Genomic DNA, 19,243 nt, shown 5'->3' with positions numbered 1-19,243 from the left:
CCTCGCTTGTCGGTTCGCTTGTCCGCGGGGCGGACGGTTCCGCTGCGGAAGTCGTCGCCTTGGTGGTGCTCGGCTCGCTCGTCGGTTCCGTCGAAGGCTGCTCGCTTGTCCGCGGCGCGGACGTGGTGGGCTCCTCGCTTGTCGGTTCGGTTGTCCGCGGGGCGGAAGTTGTCGGTTCTTCGCTCGTTGGCTCGCTTGTCCGCGGCGCGGAAGTCGTTGGCTCCTCGCTTGTCGGTTCGCTTGTCCGCGGGGCGGACGGTTCCGCTGCGGAAGTCGTCGCCTTGGTGGTGCTCGGCTCGGTCGAAGGCTCGGTCGAAGGTTTGGTCTCCGACGTCTTCGGCGTAGTCGTCTCCTTTGCCTTCACGGTGACGTGGAATTTCGTCTCCTGCTTGGAGCCGTCGCGGAAGTAGATCTCGAGGGGAACCGTGAAGTCGAAGTCACGGGCGTGGCTTGGTACTTCAACGGAGACAGCGCCGTCCTTGTCCGTGTTGACCTTCACGCCGTTGACGCTCTGGTTCTTCGGGCCGTTGACGGTGGCACCGGTAGGTAGTGCTTCGGTTGGTTTGAACACGCGGTTCTCGCCGGCTTTGACGGTCACGTCCTTGTAGGTGACCTTGAACTTGTCGGACTCGGGGTTGGTTGGTTTCTCGAAGAGGACGACCGCGTTGGTGACGGTGCGGGAACCGTCGGGGAACTCGACGCGGACAGGCACGTTAATCTGGGTGCCTGCGCGGGTGCCCTCTGGGGCTTTGACGGTCACCACACCGGTCGCAGGCGCGATGCCGATCTCCCATCCTGTTGGTGGCGTCGCGTTCATGGCGAACTTGGTGCCCTCCGGCACATCCTTGAGCGCGGGGGTGATGGTGGCGGTTTCATCGGCTGGGGATTTCTCCACCGGGTAGTCGACGCTAGCCTTGCTGGACTGCCACACGGGGTCCTTGGTCACCTCGACCTTGGCCTGTACGAAGTCTTGGGATTCGTCGGAGTAGGTGACGATGACGGGCACATTCGCGACGGCACCGGCAGCGAGCGGCTGCTTTGGTTTCGCGGTGATGGTGCCGGTGGTGGCGTCGATAGACAGGTCCCACAGCTTGGACTCGCCCATGATCTTAAAGTTGGTGCCTTCGGGCAGCTCAGCGGTCTGCTTGAGGGTGGCCGTTTCGTTACCCGCGATCTGCGCTGTGGTGTACACCGGCGTGTGCTTCGCGGCGAGGCGGTCGGACGGCGGGGTGGTGTTGCCGTGCTTGTCGGCGACGGTGACTTTGGCGTGCTTGACGTCGGAGGAGCCGTCGGGGAACTCAGCGCGAACTGGGATGGAGAGCCAGGAGCCGTAGCCGATGTCGCCGGCCTTGACCGTGACGGCGCCGGTGGTTTCGTCGACGCTCACGTCCCACTTCTCAATCTTGTCACTGTTGAGGTAGAACTTCGTGCCTTGCGGGAACGTGCCGGTTGGCGTGACGGTGACGCTCTCCTTTGGCTGGACGAGCGAGTCCTTGTACTCGATAGTGGAGGTGTTGGCGTTGTTGTTGCCACCAGGAACGACGGTCACTTCGGCGTCGTAGGTGGCCGTGGTTTTGTCGGCGAAGAGAACTAAGACGCGGTAGCGCAGTCCCTGGCCAGGGCGCAGTTTCGGTGCGGCCTCGATGGTCACAGCGCCGGTTTTCTCGTCGGTGGTCAGCTTCCAGCCGTCGATGCTGGTCGGGCCGACTGCCTTGGCGCCCTCGGGGAGGGGGACGCTCGGTTCGACGGTGATGGTGTCGCCTGCGGTGATTTCGGCGTCGCGCCATTCGCGCGCCTCCTGAGACTGAGACGCCGCAGACGCCGAATCTGACGCTGCGGTCGTCTCAGTAGTCTCTTCCGCGCGCAACTGAGGTGCGGCCAGGCCGGCGCCGATCAGCGCTGCGGTGGTTGCCAGTACTGCGGTGTACTTTGTAGCGTTCATTGTTCCTCCACCAAGTGTTCTCTAATGGTCCGTGTAAATAGTTGCCAGTGTAGGAGAAAGTACGCGATTACGCTTCCTCGACCCACCGCAAATAGGTGGTGCCGGCGACGTCAGCGAAGGCGTCGTTGGCTCCGGTCAGGGGGCGCAGGGCCCGGATTGTGTCGGCGAGGCCGCAGGCGGCGGCGTGTGCGGTGTCGTAGACGGGCACGCCGTGGAGGTGGGCGCCGGGGACGGCGGCGCAGGCGCAGAGCGCGCCGAAGGAACGTATTCGCACCTTATATATATGCGCGCATTCGTCGGCGATGGCCAGCAGCTGCTCACTGCTCAGGCTACGCATCGCGGGCCTGCCGGATGCGGCGTTCGGTGTGGGCGTATTCCTGCAGGGTGGTGCGGGCGAGGTTGGTAATGGTGGCGTCGTCAAGAAGGCGGGAGGCGGCGGTGACGATGGCGCGGCGGGCGGCCTCTTGCTTGGAGCAACCCCAGGCGGAGGCGAGCATGATGAGTGCTGTGTCTTCGTCTGTGGAGAGTCGTAGCGTCATAGCCATGTCGTGATGGTATCAGAGTGATACCACGGCGCAAGGGTGATTCGGCGCACAAGGCGCTAGAATCGGTAGGAACCAATGTTTGACGAAAGGTGAGCAATGAGTGATGACACTCTAGGTGGCGGCGGTTCCGACGCCATCCAGCCCATTGACATCAATGAGGAGATGCAGACGAGCTACATCGATTACGCGATGAGCGTGATCGTCGGCCGTGCGCTCCCGGATGTTCGCGATGGCATGAAGCCGGTGCACCGCCGCATCATTTACGCGATGTACGACCACGGCTACCGCCCCGAGCGTTCGTACGTGAAGAGTGCCAAGCCTGTCGCTGACACGATGGGTAACTTCCACCCGCACGGTGACAGCGCCATTTACGACACGCTGGTGCGCATGGCTCAGCCTTGGGCGATGCGCTACCCGCTGGTCGACGGCCAAGGCAACTTCGGTTCCCCTGGTAATGACGGCCCAGCGGCTATGCGTTACACCGAGTGCAAGATGACGCCGCTAGCGATGGAGATGGTCCGCGACATCCGCGAGGACGCCGTGGAGTTCTCCCCGAACTACGACGGCAAGACCCGCGAGCCGGACGTGCTGCCGTCGCGTGTGCCGAACCTGCTGATGAACGGCTCGAACGGTATCGCTGTCGGCATGGCCACCAACATTCCGCCGCACAACTTGAACGAGTTGGCGGAGGCTATCTACTGGATGCTCGACAACTATGACGCGGATGAGCAGGCGGCGCTCGACGCGGTGATGGAGCGAGTGAAGGGCCCGGACTTTCCGACGGCCGGCCTCATCGTCGGCGATCAGGGCATCAAGGACGCCTACACCACGGGCCGCGGTTCCATCCGCATGCGTGGTGTGACCGAGATCGAAGAGATCGGCAACCGCCAGGTCATCACGATTACGGAGCTGCCGTACCAGGTCAACCCGGATAACTTCATCCACAACATCGCGGAGCAGGTTACCGCGGGCAAGATGGTGGGCATCTCCAAGATTGAGGATGAGTCCTCCGACCGCGTGGGCATGCGCATCGTGGTCACGCTGAAGCGCGACGCGGTTCCTCGAGTGGTGCTCAATAACCTGTACAAGCACTCGCAGCTGGAGACGAACTTCTCCGCGAACATGCTCTCCATCGTCGACGGCGTGCCGCGCACGCTGCGCCTCGACCAGATGCTGCGCTACTACGTCAAGCACCAGATCGACGTCATCGTTCGCCGCACCAAGTTCCGCTTGGATGAGGCCGAGAAGCGCGCCCACATCCTGCGAGGCTTGGTCAAGGCCCTCGACGCGTTGGACGAGGTCATCGCCCTGATCCGTCGCTCGCCAACGGTTGACGACGCCCGCCAGGGCCTGATCAAGCTTCTCGACGTCGACGAGATCCAGGCCAACGAAATCCTGGCAATGCAGCTGCGCCGCCTGGCAGCGCTGGAGCGCCAGAAGATCGTCGACGACCTGGCCGAGATCGAGCGCAAGATTGCCGACTACAAGGACATCTTGGCCCGTCCGGAGCGCCAGCGGGAGATCGTTGGCAACGAGTTGCGTGAGATCGTCGAAAAGTATGGCGACGAGCGCCGCACCCAGATCGTGGCCGCGACCGGCGATGTGACCGAGGAAGACCTCATCGCGCGCGAGAACGTCGTGGTTACCATCACCTCCACCGGATACGCGAAGCGCACGAAGGTGGATGCGTACAAGTCGCAGAAGCGCGGCGGCAAGGGTGTCCGCGGGGCGGAACTGAAGCAGGACGACGTGGTGAAGCACTTCTTCATCTGCTCCACCCACGACTGGATCTTGTTCTTCACCAACTTCGGCCGCGTGTACCGCCTCAAGGCCTACGAGCTGCCGGAGGCGGGCCGCACCGCTCGCGGCCAGCATGTGGCGAACCTGCTGGAGTTCCAGCCTGAGGAGCGCATCGCGCAGGTCATCCAGATCCAGTCCTACGAGGACGCCCCGTACCTGGTCCTGGCCACCCGCGACGGCCGCGTGAAGAAGTCCCGCCTGACCGACTACGAGTCGGCGCGTTCCGCGGGCCTCATCGCGATCAACCTCAACGAAGGCGACGCCCTGATCGGCGCCGCGCTGGCAGGCGAGGAAGACGACCTGCTGCTCGTCTCTGAGCAGGGACAGGCCATCCGCTTCACCGCTGACGACGACCAGCTGCGCCCAATGGGTCGCGCGACCGCCGGCGTGAAGGGCATGCGCTTCCGCGGCGACGACAAGCTGCTCGCAATGACCGTGGTCCAGGACGGCGAGTTCCTGCTCGTCGCTACCGCTGGCGGCTACGGCAAGCGCACCGCGATTGAGGAGTACAACACCCAGGGCCGCGGCGGCATGGGCGTGATGACGTTCAAGTACACCCCGAAGCGTGGCAAGCTGATCGGCGCCCTGGCGGTCGATGAGGAAGACCAGATCTTCGCCATCACCTCCGCCGGCGGCGTGATCCGCACCGAGGTCAACCAGATCCGTCCGTCCTCCCGCGCCACGATGGGCGTCCGCCTCGTCGACCTCGCGGATGACGTTGAGCTGCTGGCCATCGACAAGAACGTCGAGGAGCAGGGCGAAGAGGAGGCAACCGCGGTTGCCAAGGGCGAGAAGACGATTGAGGAAGCCAAGGAGCAGACCTCCTCGTCCATCTCCGCGTCGCCGAAGGATGGGGAGTAAACCATGGCCGCCCGCAAGATAGTGGTGCGGCGCGTGGGTGTCGCCTCCGTGTTTAAGGTGGCGACGATCCTCGCCCTCGTCGGCTTCGTCGCGTGGATGCTGGGCGCGGCCATCGTCTACTACGGCCTCGCGCAGACTGGGGTCATTGACTCCTTGAACTCGCTGGTCAGTGGCGTCGGCGGCGACCAAGTTATCGACGCCACCCTGGTCATGTCCGCGGCAGGCCTCTTCGGGCTCATCGGCGTGGTGTTCGTCGCGGTGATGGCCCCGCTGACGGCGTTGCTCTACAACGCCATCGCGGACCTGGTCGGCGGCGTCACCCTGGTGATGTCCAACAGGGCGCGATAGCCGTGAGATACCTACCGCTATAACAACTATAAAAACACCGCTTGTACTGGCGATTTGTCAAAGGTTATAGTGGTAGGTAAGCTTACTTCTCGTTCCCAGGGCCTATAGCTCAGTCGGTTAGAGCGCATCGCTGATAACGATGAGGTCGCAAGTTCGATTCTTGCTAGGCCCACAGGAACAAAAGGGGCATTAGCTCAGTTGGTAGAGCACCTGCTTTGCAAGCAGGATGTCAGGAGTTCGATTCTCCTATGCTCCACAGGTTCACCCTGGTCTCCGGTTCGGAGGCCAGGGTTTTTTCGTATGGTTCTTCATGCGTTGACATGTGTCCCCCCTGTTTGGTGGCAGTGGTGTTTTGAGTGTGATAGATCACGTTCTTGTTGCATACTTTGACAGGTTTTGTGAAGCTGCTGGTCAGGGGGTTTTTGGGGGTTGTGGGGTGTGGTTTTGTGGGTTGTGGTGGTGGTTTTGTGGTGGTGGGGGTGTAGTGGACTACTTTCAGGGAGATTTTTGTGATTGAATAAATGTCTGTCAGTTTGTGGATCCGTGTTCAGATGGTCTTCAGGCTGCTTCGAATATCTCCTACGATTTTTAAGGATTGAGCCGTTGCAAAACGCACATCTTAAGAAGCGAATCATGGCCGGCCTGATTTCAGGCGCAATGATTGCAGGTGGCGCTGTTGTCGTCGCCCCGGACGCAAGCGCAGACGATCGCATTACGGGTACGTACTCCGCACTGCCGAGCGACAAGTACGATGAGGCGCTGCGCTTTAACACTGAGCAGATCAAGATGCTCACGAATCAGAATGATTACCAGGCCATGCTGAAGACCTGGATGCAGGTCACCCCGATGGGCCCGGGCTGGTGCATTGATCTTGAGAAGCCGCAGCCAAACCTGCAGACCCAGGGCTACGAGCTGCGCAAGCTGGACGGCATGTCCGGCCTGTACGGCTTCAACGGCTTTAACGGCGACCTTGGTATTAACGCAGACATCGAGACGGCAGCGATCTCGCTGACGAAGTCGATGCTGAAATCCTGGTACGAGCGCAACTTTGAGGACGTCAAGAAGAAGAACGTCGCGCTGCAGGCCCTGCTGTCGAACAACAAGAGCGTTCTGGACGGCCAGCGTTCCTACATCATGAACGGCCAGACCCAGAACGGCGTTCGCGTCACCAACCAGGAGTTCACCCAGTGGACCGGTTTCCGCATCAGCGCTGTCTTCGGCGGCACCCAGGAGTTCCAGCCGAACTTCGCACTGATCAAGGATGAGGCTGCGTTCAGCCGCGTCTCCAGCACCGTCCGTGCTGGCGAGTACGTCACCATCCTGCTGCCGAAGGATTACAACATCTACCAGGATGGCCGCGAGGCAACCTTCCAGCGTCTGATCCCTCCGACCCAGCCGGGCCTGGACGGCTTCTACCCACGCCCAGGCGGCGGCAACGGCGGCGGCACTGTGACCACCACCGTGACGGTTCCTGGTGAAGCTGGTGTCACCTCCACCGTGACCGAGACCGGCCGCCCGACCATCACGCACACTGTGTACAAGGATGGCGGTGTCGAGCGGGAGACGGTGACCGTTCGTCCGACGGTGACGAAGACCAACGAGCGGCAGGAAGTTCACTACAAGACGGTTGAGGTCGCTCCGGAAACGGAGACCGTGACGCATGAGGTAGTGAAGCCTGCTGTTACCGTCACCGAGTTCGAGCAGGGCGGACCAACGTCCACCGCCACTGAGACCGTCACGGAAGATCCGCGCGTCATCGTCGTGGAGAAGCGTGACCCGGTAACCGTCACCGAAACTGCAACGGCGAAGCCGACGATCACCGAGACCGACAAGGTCCAGCCGAAGGTCACGGTTACTGAGCCTGTCTACGTCACCGAGACGAAGAATGTCGCGCCGAAGACCGAGACGAAGACGGTCACCGCTGCGCCGAAGACCGAGACGAAGGTCGTTGACACGACCGTCACCCGTGTTTCCGAGAAGCACGAGACCACCACGATCGAGCGTCGTTATTCCCAGTTCAACTACTTCTACGACTTCTCCAACACGAGCGAGTCGAAGGTTATTGAGCCGAAGAACCTGGGTAACTGGACCATCGAGTTTGTCGACGACTCCAACGGCCTGGTCGAGGTCACCAAGGAAAACAACCGCCTCGTTATCACCCCGAAGAAGCAGGGTGAGGGCGACGTCCGCATCATCATCAAGGATGGTAACGGCAACCGCCACGAGTACCGCATCCACGTGGTGAACAAGGATTCCGAGAAGACCACCGAGAAGACTGTTCGCGTGGACAACCACTTCTTCAACGTCGGGGTTACTGGCCTTGACCAGTCCATCACGATCCCAGAGGGCTGGAAGTACGAGGTCACCGAGGGCAAGGACCTGATCACCACCACCCAGGATGGCAACACCCTGAACGTGAACGTCAATGCCGGCGTGATCACTGGCAAGGTGAAGGTCAAGGTCTACGAGGTTGACAAGGACGGCAAGCCAACCGGTAACGAGCAGAACTACGAGTTCAACATCGATACCAAGCCGAACAAGTACAACCAGTCCCGCGTGATCGGTAACATCTCCTCGTACAAGATCGAGGTAGACAACATCGTCGGCGAGCCTGAGATTCTCAAGGGCAAGGACATTGTTGAGTCCCTGGAGAAGAAGGGTGACCACTGGGTACTGACCCCGAAGGCTGGCCAGACCGGCACCGTGATTGTCCGCGCCAAGAACGACAAGGGCGAAACCTTCATGTTCACCCTCGAGGTTCGCGACGGCCGTAACGTCCTGATCGACTCCGAGACGGAGCTCATTACCGTTGGCGGCGAGGTTAAGATCACGGGTGAGGAAGGCGACAAGCTCGAGATCGCCCGCGGTAAGGATCTCGTCGACCCAGCTCAGCTTGAGGGCACCGGCGAGTGGACCCTGAAGCCGAGCAAGGACGGCCTGATCGTTGCACACGTCAAGGATGCCGAGGGCAACCTGGTCGCGGTTTACACGATCATCGTGACGCCACAAGAGGCGAAGCCTGCGACACAGCCAGTCGACTACACGATTTCGAACCGCAACACGGCGGTCCTGACGAAGGGTGTGACCTCCAACGACTTCGTATTCCCAGAGGGTGAAGATAACTTCAGCTGGGTTCAGGATCAGGACAATCCTGACAAGTACTACCTGATGCCGAACCCTGACTTCGAGGGTGACATCAAGGTCGTCGAGCAGTCCAAGGGTGGCCATGCGCTGATCGAGTACACGATCCACGTCAAGCCTGCTAAGGTTCACGAGTTCGACGCCGTCACGGTTCCAGACAACTCGGAGCAGCCTGCGCCTGTGCTGTCCCAGCCTGACAAGCAGAAGCTCGTCGTGGTGTCTGGTAAGGACCTGATCGACGGCGACGTCAACGAAGCTGGCGGCGGCAAGATCAAGATCAAGGAAGGCGTTTCCGGAAAGATCGTCCTCGAGGTCCAGAACTCCCGTGGCCTGCCGGTTTCCCGCTACACCTACAATGTTGAGCTGACGAAGCCGAACAAGTCCGAGTTCAAGATCACCTCGGATGACAAGTTCACCACCGAGCTCAACCCTGGTGACAAGCTCACCGTCGTCGAAGGCGAGAACCTCGTTGAAGTGACCCAGAACGGTGACGAGTGGACTGTCACGCCGAAGGATGGCGCTGAGGGCACGGTCGTCCTCGACGTCACCGACAAGGACGGCAAGGTCTACAAGCAGTTCATCTTGGATATCACCAAGGGAACCGGTAGCGGCTCCGACTCCTCCAACAACTCCGTTGTTGAGCACAAGATCACGGAGCAGGGCACCTTCGACGTCACCATTGTCAACAACAACAAGTACGAGGTTGTTGAGGGCAAGGAATACGTCACCGTCGTCAACGACACCGACAAGCGCTTCGAGCTCCGCATCAACGAGAACACCGAGGGCAAGAAGGTTGTTGTCGTTGAGAAGAACAACGGCAAGGTTGTGAAGACGCACAACATCACCATCACCAAGAGCGGTGGTGTGCTGAAGTTCGTCGAGGAGCGTCGTGTCTACCAGCCGAAGCTGACCGACAAGATCACCACGGGCGAAGGCAACACCTTCCGCGTCCTTCGTGGTAAGGACCTCATCGAGGAGATCCCGACGCACCCAGGCAGCTTCAACGTGAAGCCTTTGCCACAGAAGTCTGGTCGCGTCCTCATCGAGGAAGTTGACGGTGCTGGCAACCCGGTTCGCATCATTGAGATCGACGTCCCGGCTACGTCCGAGGGCAACATCATCGGCAAGCCAGGCAACCACGATGTCAGCCCGAACCCAGATGGTTCCTGGAAGATTGTCGTTCCTGGCGGTGGCGCGACCGACATTGAGATTTGCTCTGGTTCGAACTGCAAGCCGGTGGATCCGGACATGGTTGTTCCGAACCCGGACGGGTCCATCACGATCAAGCCTGGTAAGGGCGGCATCGAGAAGGGCACGACCCACATCACGTTCATCCCTCAGGTGAACGGTCAGCCGCAGAAGCGAGTTCGAATCAATGTCGAGCTCACGAGTAAGGATGTGGCTACTTCTTCCGACGGCAAGTGCATCGCATCCCTCGTGGGCATCGCTTCGCCGCTGCTGCTCCTGATCCCGCTGGGTATCCTGTCCCAGGTTCGCGTTCCGGGCCTTGAAGGCGTCCAGGGCAAGCTGAACGCCGCTGTCCGCGAGGCAAACGACCGCATCCAGCGTGGCCTGGGCATCTACGACCCCGACCGCGCAGAGCGCGCTGCGGGCCTCCAGGCCTCATTCAACGTAGCCAACCCAGAGATGGTCGGCCTCGCAGCCGGTGCTCTCGGAACGATTACTGTGGGTCTGCTCATCGCGGACGCTGTGCTCCGCTCCTGTGGCCAGGGCGACAAGACCTCGTCCTACCAGATTGGTAAGGCAACGGGTAACGACACCCTCATTTACGGTTCTTCGAAGAAGAACGACGTAATCAGGACCGCAACCCCGGTCCCTACTACTGAGGCAAATGCTCCGGCGCAGCCTGAGAAGTAATTTCGCCTAGCAGAAGGCCCCTTCCACTTTCGGAAGGGGCCTTTTGGCGTTCATCGAGGTGAGCACGATGACACGTGTCCCCCCTGTTTGGTGGCAGTGGTGTTTTGAGTGTGATAGATCACGTTCTTGTTGCATACTTTGACAGGTTTTGTGAAGCTGCTGGTCAGGGGGTTTTTGAGGGTTGTGGGGTGTGGTTTTGTGGGTTGTGGTGGTGTTTTTGTGGTGGTGGGGGCGTAGTGGACTACTTTCAGGGAGATTTTTGTGATTGAATAAATGTCTGTCAGTTTGTGGATCCGTGTTCAGATGGTCTTCAGGCTGCTTCGAATATCTCCTACGATTTTTAAGGATTGAGCCGTTGCAAAACGCACATCTTAAGAAGCGAATCATGGCCGGCCTGATTACAGGCGTCATGGCCGTTAGCACCGTGCACGTTGCTGCGCCGAACGCAAGCGCAGACATTGCTGTTACAAGCCAGTACGATCAGCTCTCCCAGGAGGAGCTGCAGAAGGTCTTTGAAGGCCAGCAGATCTGGAAAGAGAAGATCCCGAAGGGCCAGAACGCTCTCGGTCTGCTGGCTACCCAGTACGGCCCGGGCTGGTGCATCGACTGGGGCGTCGATAACCCGTGGAACAACCCGAAGGGTTACTCCTTCCGTAAGCTGACCGGCCAGTCCGGCCGCTACGGCGTTGGTAACCGCATCAACCCGGATGTTGAGAAGGGCGCCATCAACCTGATGAAGGCCGTTCTCGAGGACCAGGAGAAAGGCGACATCGAGGGCGTTAAGCGCAAGATGATGTACATGCAGGCGTTGGTTTCCAACAACCTTGCATACCTCAACGAGGTTCGCCCGAACCTGATGGGTGACGCGATGTTCACCGAGCTGACCGGTTTCGAGATTCGCTACAAGCGTGTTGATAGGGCAAACCCGGGGCCGAACTACTACCTCGTCGTTAACGAGGGAGCGATGGAAAAGGTTCGCAAGAGCTACAACAAAGGCGAATACATCGTTGTCTTGATGCCAAACAACTACAACCTGAATTTCAGCTGGAGGCGTGAATACACTTCCCAGCGTCTGATCACGCCGTACCAGCCAGGTCTGGAGAAGCCGAAGCAGCCAAAGCCGCAGGAGCCTCACTACACGAACACGACAGTGACGCTGCCGAAGAGCACGGTTACCACCGTCGTGACAGTCCCAGAGGCGACCGAGACCCGCTGGGAGCAAATCCCGCCGACCACGAAGGTAACGACTGTAACGAAGCCGGCGGAGACGAAGACCACTACGGTTACTCACGAGCCGTCGACGGTGACGACGACCAAGCGTGAAAACGGCAAGGACGTCACGGTCACGAAGACCATCACGCCGGAGCCGTCGATCGTTGAGACGGTTGTTCCAGGCTCGACAGTCACCAACACGACGACCGTTACTGAGCGCCCAGTCGTGACCACGGTCAAGGAGCACGTCACCCCGACGACGGAGACCCACTACACGACCGTCCCAACGACGGTTGAGGTCACCCCGTCTGACGTCACCGAGACGAAGACCGAGCAGTCCACGGTCACGACGACTTCCACGAACGTCAACGTTCAGGAGATCATCAAGGAGTACTACACCCGGATCGAGAAGGAAGTCTACGAGATCCACAACACGATCGACATCCGTCACAAGGACGAGAAGAAGATCCTTGACATGGGCGATCTGAAGAAGCAGGGCTACTCCTGGCGCATCACGAAGGGCGAGGACCTCGTGATCGTGGATCGCGATAAGGACAACAACCTGATCATCAAGCCGAAGGATGACTTCAAGGGATCCGGTGTTGTTGAGATCGTCGTTACCGATGAGAACGGCAACGAGTACATCTACGAGCTGCAGATCAACGATCGCACTGGTGAGGTCGAGCACCTCAACAAGATCGTGAACAACTACTTCTACAACATCAACCAGGGTGGCTCTGATCGCACCAAGATCATCACGCTGGACAAGGGTGACAAGGTAGAGGTTCTCGAGGGTGGCGACATCGCGACCGTGAAGGACGATGGTGCTGGCAAGCTCGTCATCACCCCGAAGGACAAGGATGTTCACGGTGAGGTGATCGTCAAGATCACGTCGAAGAACGGTGAAGAGAAGCAGAACATTATCACCATTGAGAACATCAACTCCACCTACAAGGTGACCCGCGAGATCCTCAACACCTCCGTGGGCTTCGTTGAGCGTCGTGGTGGTACCAAGTTCGAGATCACCTCCGACGAGAACAAGGTCATCAAGGAGATCGTCGAGGACGGCGACAACTGGAAGATCGTTCCGAACGAAGGCGCTGAAGGCGAAGCAACCGTCACCTTCACCGACAAGGACGGCCGCACCTACGAATTCACGTTCATCGTCAAGAAGGACGTGAATGCTGGCCCGGACATCCGTGACGTTCTCATCAACCACGATGGCAAGGTCGAGATCGAGCGCCGCGACAACTACACCATCAAGATTGTCAGCGGTGAAGACTACGCGAAGATCATTGAAGAGAATGGCAAGTGGGTCGTGAAGCCGACCGACGCAGCTGCCAATAACCTTCAGGGCAGCCAGGTCGTCGTTCAGGTGAACGACGACAAGGGTGAGCTGCGCAACATCTGGAACATTCAGATTAACCCTGCTCTCAACCAGGACACCTTCGAAAAGCGCGTGCTGCAGCGTGAGGCGGTTGATCGTTCCTACATGACGATTAACGCTGGCAACGCCACGAACAACAACCTCACCATCACTGAGGGTGAGGACTTGGTCGTCAAGGATGAGAAGAATACGAAGACCAACGACAACGGTGACACTACCGATTTGCGCTTCCGCTTCAAGCCGGGCACGAAGGGCCAGGTCAAGATCCAGGAGACCATGCGTTGGCTCGACGTAGAGGATATTCCTGAGGGTTCCACCGTCGCTGACGAGAGCCTGCTCGACCCGAACAATGATAACCCGAAGAAGCCGAAGATCATTGTTGATAAGGCTCCGAAGAACAAGGACGGCAAGCGGTACGTTGACCTTGTCATCACCGAGTGGGTTGTTGATGTCGAGCCGGGTCACGTCCAGGAGCTGAACCACGAGTTCACCACTGACAACGACCTGACGATTCAGGGCACCGACCTCAAGCTCATCAAGGGCGAGGAGCTGCTGAAGTCGAAGCCTGAAGAAGGTTCCATCATGAAGCTGGAGCCGAAGCGTGAGGCAGAAGGCACCGTTGTCGTCGAGAACCGCACGAACGACGGCTACGTCTTCGAGCGCTACACCATCAACTTCAAGCCTGGTCGTGACTTGAACAAGGTCATCAAGCGCGTGATCACGACGGATAGCACCGCGAAGTTGGCCCGCTACGAGAACGATAAGGTCTTCAAGGTCCTCGAGGGTACCCTGGCAGATGGTAAGGACATCACCAGCGAGTTCAAGAAGTACTTCAAGTACTCCGAGGAGACGAACGAGTTCCAGCTCGTGCCGCTCGAGGCAGCAATCGGCAAGGTCTTCACCTTCCAGATCGCTGACGACCGTGGCGTGTACGCGAACTACGAGTTCACCGTCGGCACTGGCGAGAACAAGAGCAACCGCACCTTCGAGATCCCAGAATCGTCTGAGTTCCGCGTGCTGCAGATCAACCCGAACACCATGGTGTGGGTTAGTGGTTCCGAGAACTTCACGACTAACGTTCAGGACAGCGGTTCTGTCGACGGCAAGAGCAACAAGATCTCTGAGTGGGTTGCAAAGCCTGTGAAGGATTCGGCTGGCAAGTCGGGCATCGTGCAGGAGGTTGACCCAGACGGCAACGTTGTCAACCGTTACACGCTGAACATCACGGCGCCGAAGTTCCGTAAGTTCGATGAGGTTCAGAAGGGCGCTCTTGTTGGTGAGACGCAGACCATCGAGAAGAAGGACAAGGACAACACCTTGGCCATCGTCAAGGGCCGCGATCTTCTCACTGACATCAGCGCTGATAACTCCGTCTTCACTCCGACGGACAAGGCTGCAAACCAGTCTGTGGTTGTTGAGGAGTACAACGCCAACGGTGACCTGGTGACTCGATACACCATCTCCGTCCTGCCAAAGGGCTGGTCCACCTCCGAGGGTGCAAACATTGCCGACCCGAACAAGCTCTTCATCATTAAGAAGAACGAGAAGACCGGCGTCATCACCATCCAGCTCAACCCTGACTCTGGCGTGAAGCTTGACCTGAGCAAGGTCGACTTCGACATTGTCGGCGGTAAGGCGACGAAGGAGTTCAAGGACGGCAAGTGGATCATCACCCCGGAGAAGAATGGCAACCTCACCATCGTGCCGATCTTCCCGAACTCTGCTCAGGGTGCTCCAGTCGATGTTGAGGTAAATATCACCGTTACGAAGGAAACCAAGGGTTCCTCGAACGCGAACTTCAAGGACCCGAAGTGCATCGCTGGTCTGGTCGGCATGGCGTCGCCACTGCTGCTGTTGATCCCGCTGGGCATCCTCTCCCAGGTCCGCATTCCGGGCCTCGAGAGCCTGCGCGCAGAGGTCAACGCAGCCATCAAGCGCGCTAACGATGACATCCAGCGTGGCCTGGGTATCTACGACCGCGACCGCGCAGAGCGCGCAGCCGGCCTGCAGGGTGCGTTCCAGGTAGCGAACCCACAGATGATCGGCCTCGCAGGTGGCGCCCTCGGTGCCATCACCGCCGGCCTGATCATCATGGACGTTGTCCTGCGTAGCTGTGGTGTGGACGAAGCAACGTCCTCCTACCAGCTGGGCAAGGCAACCGGCAACCAGACCCTGATTGACGGTTCCTCCAAGAAGGACGATCAGGGCACCGAGGAAGCAAAGCCTGCCGAGGACAAGCCAGCGGAGAACAACTAACGTTGACTCCGTCTCAGGCTGAGGTCAGGGCATAACAAAACCCGGCCCGCACACCACACGGTGCGCGGGCCGGGTTTTCTCTTGCAGTAAAGGGAATCGGCTACTTCCGCTTCTTCGGCAACGCCATCAGCGCCGCACCCATCGAAACCAGCCACGAATCCTTCGCCAGGGAAAGGCCATCGTGGGAAGGACGGATGCCGTCGTCCTCGGTCATGGCGTCGTTGTTGAAGTACATCGTCAACATGCCAGCGCCAAACGAGCCAAGGGCCGCACCGGCGAGACGGTTGCTCACAAAGGGGGCGAGCAGCGCGCCGGCCACCGCTGCCTCAGAGACAGCGAGACCCTTGCCGAACTGCTCCGGATCCAACTTGCCAAGCGCAGGGATGCCCGTGGCAGCCATGCCTTGGAGGCCCTCGGCGGCCTCGCGGTTGAGGCCGAACTTGCCCAGGGCAGAGTTCAAAATGAAAAGCCCCGTCGGGACGCGCAGGGCAACGGATGCAAGCTTTGCGGATGTAGACATAGTGTGCTCCTTCGTTATTGGTAGATCGCAATGCGTGTTGACGCATCAACAATGTTGCGAGTCTACCAGTCGTAGAAGTCACCTGCAGAAGGGGGAGCGCACCAAATTCGTGATTTTCCGAAGGTCGCACACGTGTTTTCCCAGGTCACTAAACGCACCTAGGGCCAGTGAGGGAATTTGGTGCGCAGGCCAAGCATCACGACACCACATTCCCGAATCTCGAAAAGGCGACGCGACGTTTCCCCAGGTCGTCAACTCCACGAGGAGGAATTTGGTGCACTCCCCCTCACCTCAGTGCCAAAGCACGCAACTCTCTCTTCACGAGCTGGGTTTTTACCCCTTCCCCCAACAAGAATTGCGTCTTTTGGCACTGGCATCTCCCGATGGGACACCACATTCCCTCCCCGACCCCCATCGACCTGGGCTTTTCCAAACCCGGCTGCCAAAATCCAGGAATTTGGTGCGCGCATCCCCTGCCCAGACACCAAATTCCCGAATCTCGAAAAGGCGCCACAGCGTTTCCCCAGCTCACCGAACCCCCAAATAGGAATGTGGTGCCAGGGACCGGCCCCCAGCAACCACAAACCCTTACAGCGACAGCTCTGGGTGGATGTCCTTGTCGTTGAGGATGCGGCGCTTCCACATGCCCCACGCGCTGATCAACCACGCGGCCACTGCGAGCAGTGTGAGGACCACGATGGCGCGCAGCAGGCGCGGGTCTTCGGCGTGGTTGCCGAAGAAGGCGACGCGGATCATATCCACGGTAAAGCGCATCGGGTCCCAGGCGTGGACCCACTGGATGAACCCTGGCTGCACTTCGGGCGGGTAGAGGCCGTTGGAGGCCACCAGCTGGAGGGACATGAGCGCCATGGTGACCAGTCTGCCGGTGGCGGGGCCGAAGACCATGTTGATGGCCAGGATGAGGGACATGAACACCCAGGAGCCGAACCACAGCACGCCGAACAGGCCGAGTGGGTGCTTCGGCTCGACGCCGATCGCGACGACCTGCACGAGCCACAGCAGCACGGCCTGCACGAAGCCGACGATCAGGGACGGCAGCAGGGTGTGGGCGACCATGCGGAAGGGGTTGGTGCCGGAGTCGATGACGCGGCGTGAGAACGGCGCGAGGATCATGTAGAGCACCAGGCCGCCGATCCACAGGGAGAGGGACAGGAAGAAGGGGGAGAGGCCCTTGCCGAAGAAGGTGAGTTCGTCGCCGGTGTTGTTGTGTACGACGGGGTTACCGGCGGCCTCGGTGGCTTTCTCGAGGCGGTCGCCTTCCCAGGTTGGGGCTTTGTCGGCGCCTTCGTTGAGTTTGAGGCTGAGTTCGCCGGTGCCGTCGCTGAGGGTGACCAGGCCGTCGTTCAGGTCGTTGAGGCCGACGACGAGCTGGTTGGAGCCACCCGCGAGTTTGGAGGTGCCTTCGGCTGCGGAGTTCGCTCCCACGACGAGGCGGGAGGAGCCGTCCTTCAGCTTGCCGACGCCCACCACGAGCGTGCCGGAGCCGTCCTGCAGCATCCGCAGGCCCTGCGCCAGCGTCTGCGCACCGGCGGCGGCTTGGTCCATGCCGGAGCGGTACTTGGCGGTGGGGTCGTTGAGCTGGGTGGACAGTTCGTGGGCGCCGTTGCGCAGCCTGGTCAGGTCGTTGATCATCTGCGGGTTCATGGCGACGAACTGGTCGGCATTGAGCTGAGCTTTCAGGCCGCGGGCCTGATTGGCCAGGTCGGAGGCGCCGGGAACTGGGGTGGCGTCGAGCTGACGGATGGCCTGGTCCAGGGTGGCGTTGATGCTGTTGAAGGTGTTCTGGGCCACGTTGAGCTGGTCCGTGATGGAGGTCAGCTTGCCTACACCGCCAGCGATGGCGGCTGCTCCGGCGCCGAGCTGGGCGGTGCCGTCTTGGAGGGCGGTGAGGCCGTCGGCAAGCTTGTTGGCGCCTTGGGAGGCTTCGCCGAGCTTCTCGTTGAGGGTGTTAGCGCCCTGCTGGAGTTCGCCGATGCCGGAGTCGAGTTGCTGCGCGCCGTCGGCGAGCTTCTTGATGCCGTTGTCGAGCTCCCCGACGCCGCCGTCGAGCTTGCCGGCGCCGTCCTTCAGTTTGCCGCTGCCGTCCTTGGCTTTGTGCGCGCCGTCATCGAGTTTGCCCGCGCCGTCGGCGGCCTGCACCATGCCGTCGTGGATGGTGTTGAAGCCGACGAAGAGCTGGTTGACCACCTCTTTACTCACGCTCTCCGAGATGACGGAACTCATGATCATGGTGACCTGGTTGCCCAGCATGGTGGGGATGAACCCGTTGGTCTCATTGAGAGAAATGTTGAGTTTCGCCTGGTGAGGGTTGTCGGATTTGACGGATTCGGCGGCTTCGGAGAAGTCGCTGGGGATCTCTACGCCGAGGTAGTAGGTGCCGTCGGCGACGCCCTTCTGGGCTTCCTCCGCGCTGACGAGGCGGAAGTCCATGGGTTGCTCATCCATGAGCTCTTCGACGACGGTCAGGCCGTGCTCACCCTCGTCGGAGTTGACCAGGGCGACGGGCATCTTGTGCAGGTTGCCCAGCGGGTCGTAGTAGGACCAGACGAACAGTCCGCCGAAGAGCAGCGGGATGAGCGTGATGGCGATGATGGCGAGCGGCGGCAGTTTGCCGTGACCGAACTTTCGGAAGTTGCTGCCGATGTGCAGCCCTGCGATCATAGGTCCTCCTTGTTCACGCTGTTGACCAGCACTGGTTTGAGTTCTGCGACGTCGCGCAAGTTGTCGATGAATTCTTGGCGTAGCTCAAAGTTACGCAGCTGGTCTGGGTCGTCGACGATAATGAGCGGCGCGTCCGGTCGCGCGATGAGCGCGAGCAGTACACGCAGCCGCATCCGATCGACGATGCTGAGGTCGCCGATGCCGAGCTTGAGTTTGTCCTCGTCCAGGTCGAATTGGAGGGGTTCCAGCCAGGGTTCGACAAGTTCGTGGCCGAGCAGGTCACGCGGGATGCGCCGGAAGAACGGCAGCTCCCAGGAGATCTGCTCCCGGATGATTTCTTTTGTGGGAACGGAGCGCTCGACGGAGTCGATGAGCGGGATGCCCGCCAGGGCAATCTCGGGGAAGCGCTGGCGGGCGGTGGTGGGCTCGTCGAAAAGTTCGATGGTGCCGCTGTGTGGTTCGTAGCGGCCGGCGAGCGCCATACTCAGTGTGGACGCGCCGGACTCGCGCGGCGATGTGACCAGCGTGAACCCTTCGCCAACCTCGAGGTTGACCGGGTTGTTCCCTGGGCGCACGACGACGTCGACGGCTCGTAGGATGCAGTCCATTGAACACCTACTTTGGTTGATTTTCGTTGCAGAATGGTGCTAAGCGTAGGATTGACTATCAGT

Annotated in this window: 10 protein-coding genes and 2 tRNA genes; 6 read left to right on the top strand and 6 right to left on the bottom strand. The window is 60.0% G+C overall.

Annotated elements, in window-relative coordinates; genetic code table 11:
- From KBX14_RS07825 to KBX14_RS07815, 3 genes are all read right to left on the bottom strand, one after another.
- On the bottom strand, positions 1–1,942 hold a 1,942-nt coding region (locus KBX14_RS07825), incomplete at its 3' end, for a Rib/alpha-like domain-containing protein (RefSeq protein ID WP_256042235.1).
- A 67-nt stretch (positions 1,943–2,009) separates the two neighbouring features.
- Complete coding sequence (locus KBX14_RS07820; protein WP_256042234.1) at positions 2,010–2,279, bottom strand: TetR family transcriptional regulator; 270 nt, start codon at positions 2,277–2,279, stop codon at positions 2,010–2,012.
- Positions 2,272–2,487 carry a CopG family transcriptional regulator gene (locus KBX14_RS07815; RefSeq protein WP_070363370.1) on the bottom strand — a complete coding sequence of 72 codons (216 nt, stop codon included), beginning with the start codon at positions 2,485–2,487 and terminating at the stop codon, positions 2,272–2,274. Before KBX14_RS07815 ends, KBX14_RS07820 begins: the two co-directional genes overlap by 8 nt.
- Positions 2,488–2,583: 96 nt before the next feature.
- On the opposite strand from KBX14_RS07815, the gene gyrA reads away from it, so the two are divergent.
- The 6 genes from gyrA (at position 2,584) to KBX14_RS07785 (ending at position 15,370) form a co-directional block, all read left to right on the top strand.
- Positions 2,584–5,148 carry a DNA gyrase subunit A gene (gene gyrA / locus KBX14_RS07810; RefSeq protein ID WP_070975463.1) on the top strand — a complete coding sequence of 855 codons (2,565 nt, stop codon included), beginning with the start codon at positions 2,584–2,586 and terminating at the stop codon, positions 5,146–5,148.
- A gap of 3 nt (positions 5,149–5,151) precedes the next feature.
- Positions 5,152–5,496: a DUF3566 domain-containing protein gene (locus tag KBX14_RS07805; protein ID WP_070363368.1), complete on the top strand. Its 345-nt coding sequence runs from the start codon at positions 5,152–5,154 to the stop codon at positions 5,494–5,496.
- Positions 5,497–5,594: 98 nt separating this feature from the next.
- A tRNA-Ile gene (locus tag KBX14_RS07800) sits at positions 5,595–5,668 on the top strand.
- 11 nt (positions 5,669–5,679) lie between these two features.
- Positions 5,680–5,752, top strand: a tRNA-Ala gene (locus tag KBX14_RS07795).
- Positions 5,753–6,129: 377 nt separating this feature from the next.
- Positions 6,130–10,515, top strand: a complete 4,386-nt coding sequence (locus KBX14_RS07790) for a hypothetical protein (protein WP_070363367.1) — start codon at positions 6,130–6,132, stop codon at positions 10,513–10,515.
- 385 nt (positions 10,516–10,900) lie between these two features.
- Entirely contained in the window at positions 10,901–15,370 is a 4,470-nt protein-coding gene (locus KBX14_RS07785; protein ID WP_256042233.1) for a hypothetical protein, read from the top strand.
- Between the two features lie 100 nt (positions 15,371–15,470).
- Here KBX14_RS07785 and KBX14_RS07780 read toward each other — a convergent pair whose 3' ends face one another.
- From KBX14_RS07780 to KBX14_RS07770, 3 genes are all read right to left on the bottom strand, one after another.
- Positions 15,471–15,890 carry a hypothetical protein gene (locus KBX14_RS07780; protein WP_070363365.1) on the bottom strand — a complete coding sequence of 140 codons (420 nt, stop codon included), beginning with the start codon at positions 15,888–15,890 and terminating at the stop codon, positions 15,471–15,473.
- A gap of 588 nt (positions 15,891–16,478) precedes the next feature.
- Positions 16,479–18,572 (bottom strand): YhgE/Pip family protein, encoded by a 2,094-nt coding sequence (locus KBX14_RS07775; protein WP_256042232.1) that lies wholly within the window; start codon positions 18,570–18,572, stop codon positions 16,479–16,481.
- Positions 18,569–19,180, bottom strand: a complete 612-nt coding sequence (locus tag KBX14_RS07770; RefSeq protein ID WP_256042231.1) for a hypothetical protein — start codon at positions 19,178–19,180, stop codon at positions 18,569–18,571. The genes KBX14_RS07775 and KBX14_RS07770 overlap by 4 nt, the downstream gene beginning before the upstream one ends.
- Positions 19,181–19,243 lie beyond the last annotated feature (63 nt).

Source organism: Corynebacterium sp. CCUG 61414 (assembly GCF_024453945.1).
GTDB classification, from domain to species: Bacteria; Actinomycetota; Actinomycetes; order Mycobacteriales; family Mycobacteriaceae; genus Corynebacterium; species Corynebacterium pseudogenitalium.
This window is presented reverse-complemented; position numbering and strand designations above follow the sequence as displayed.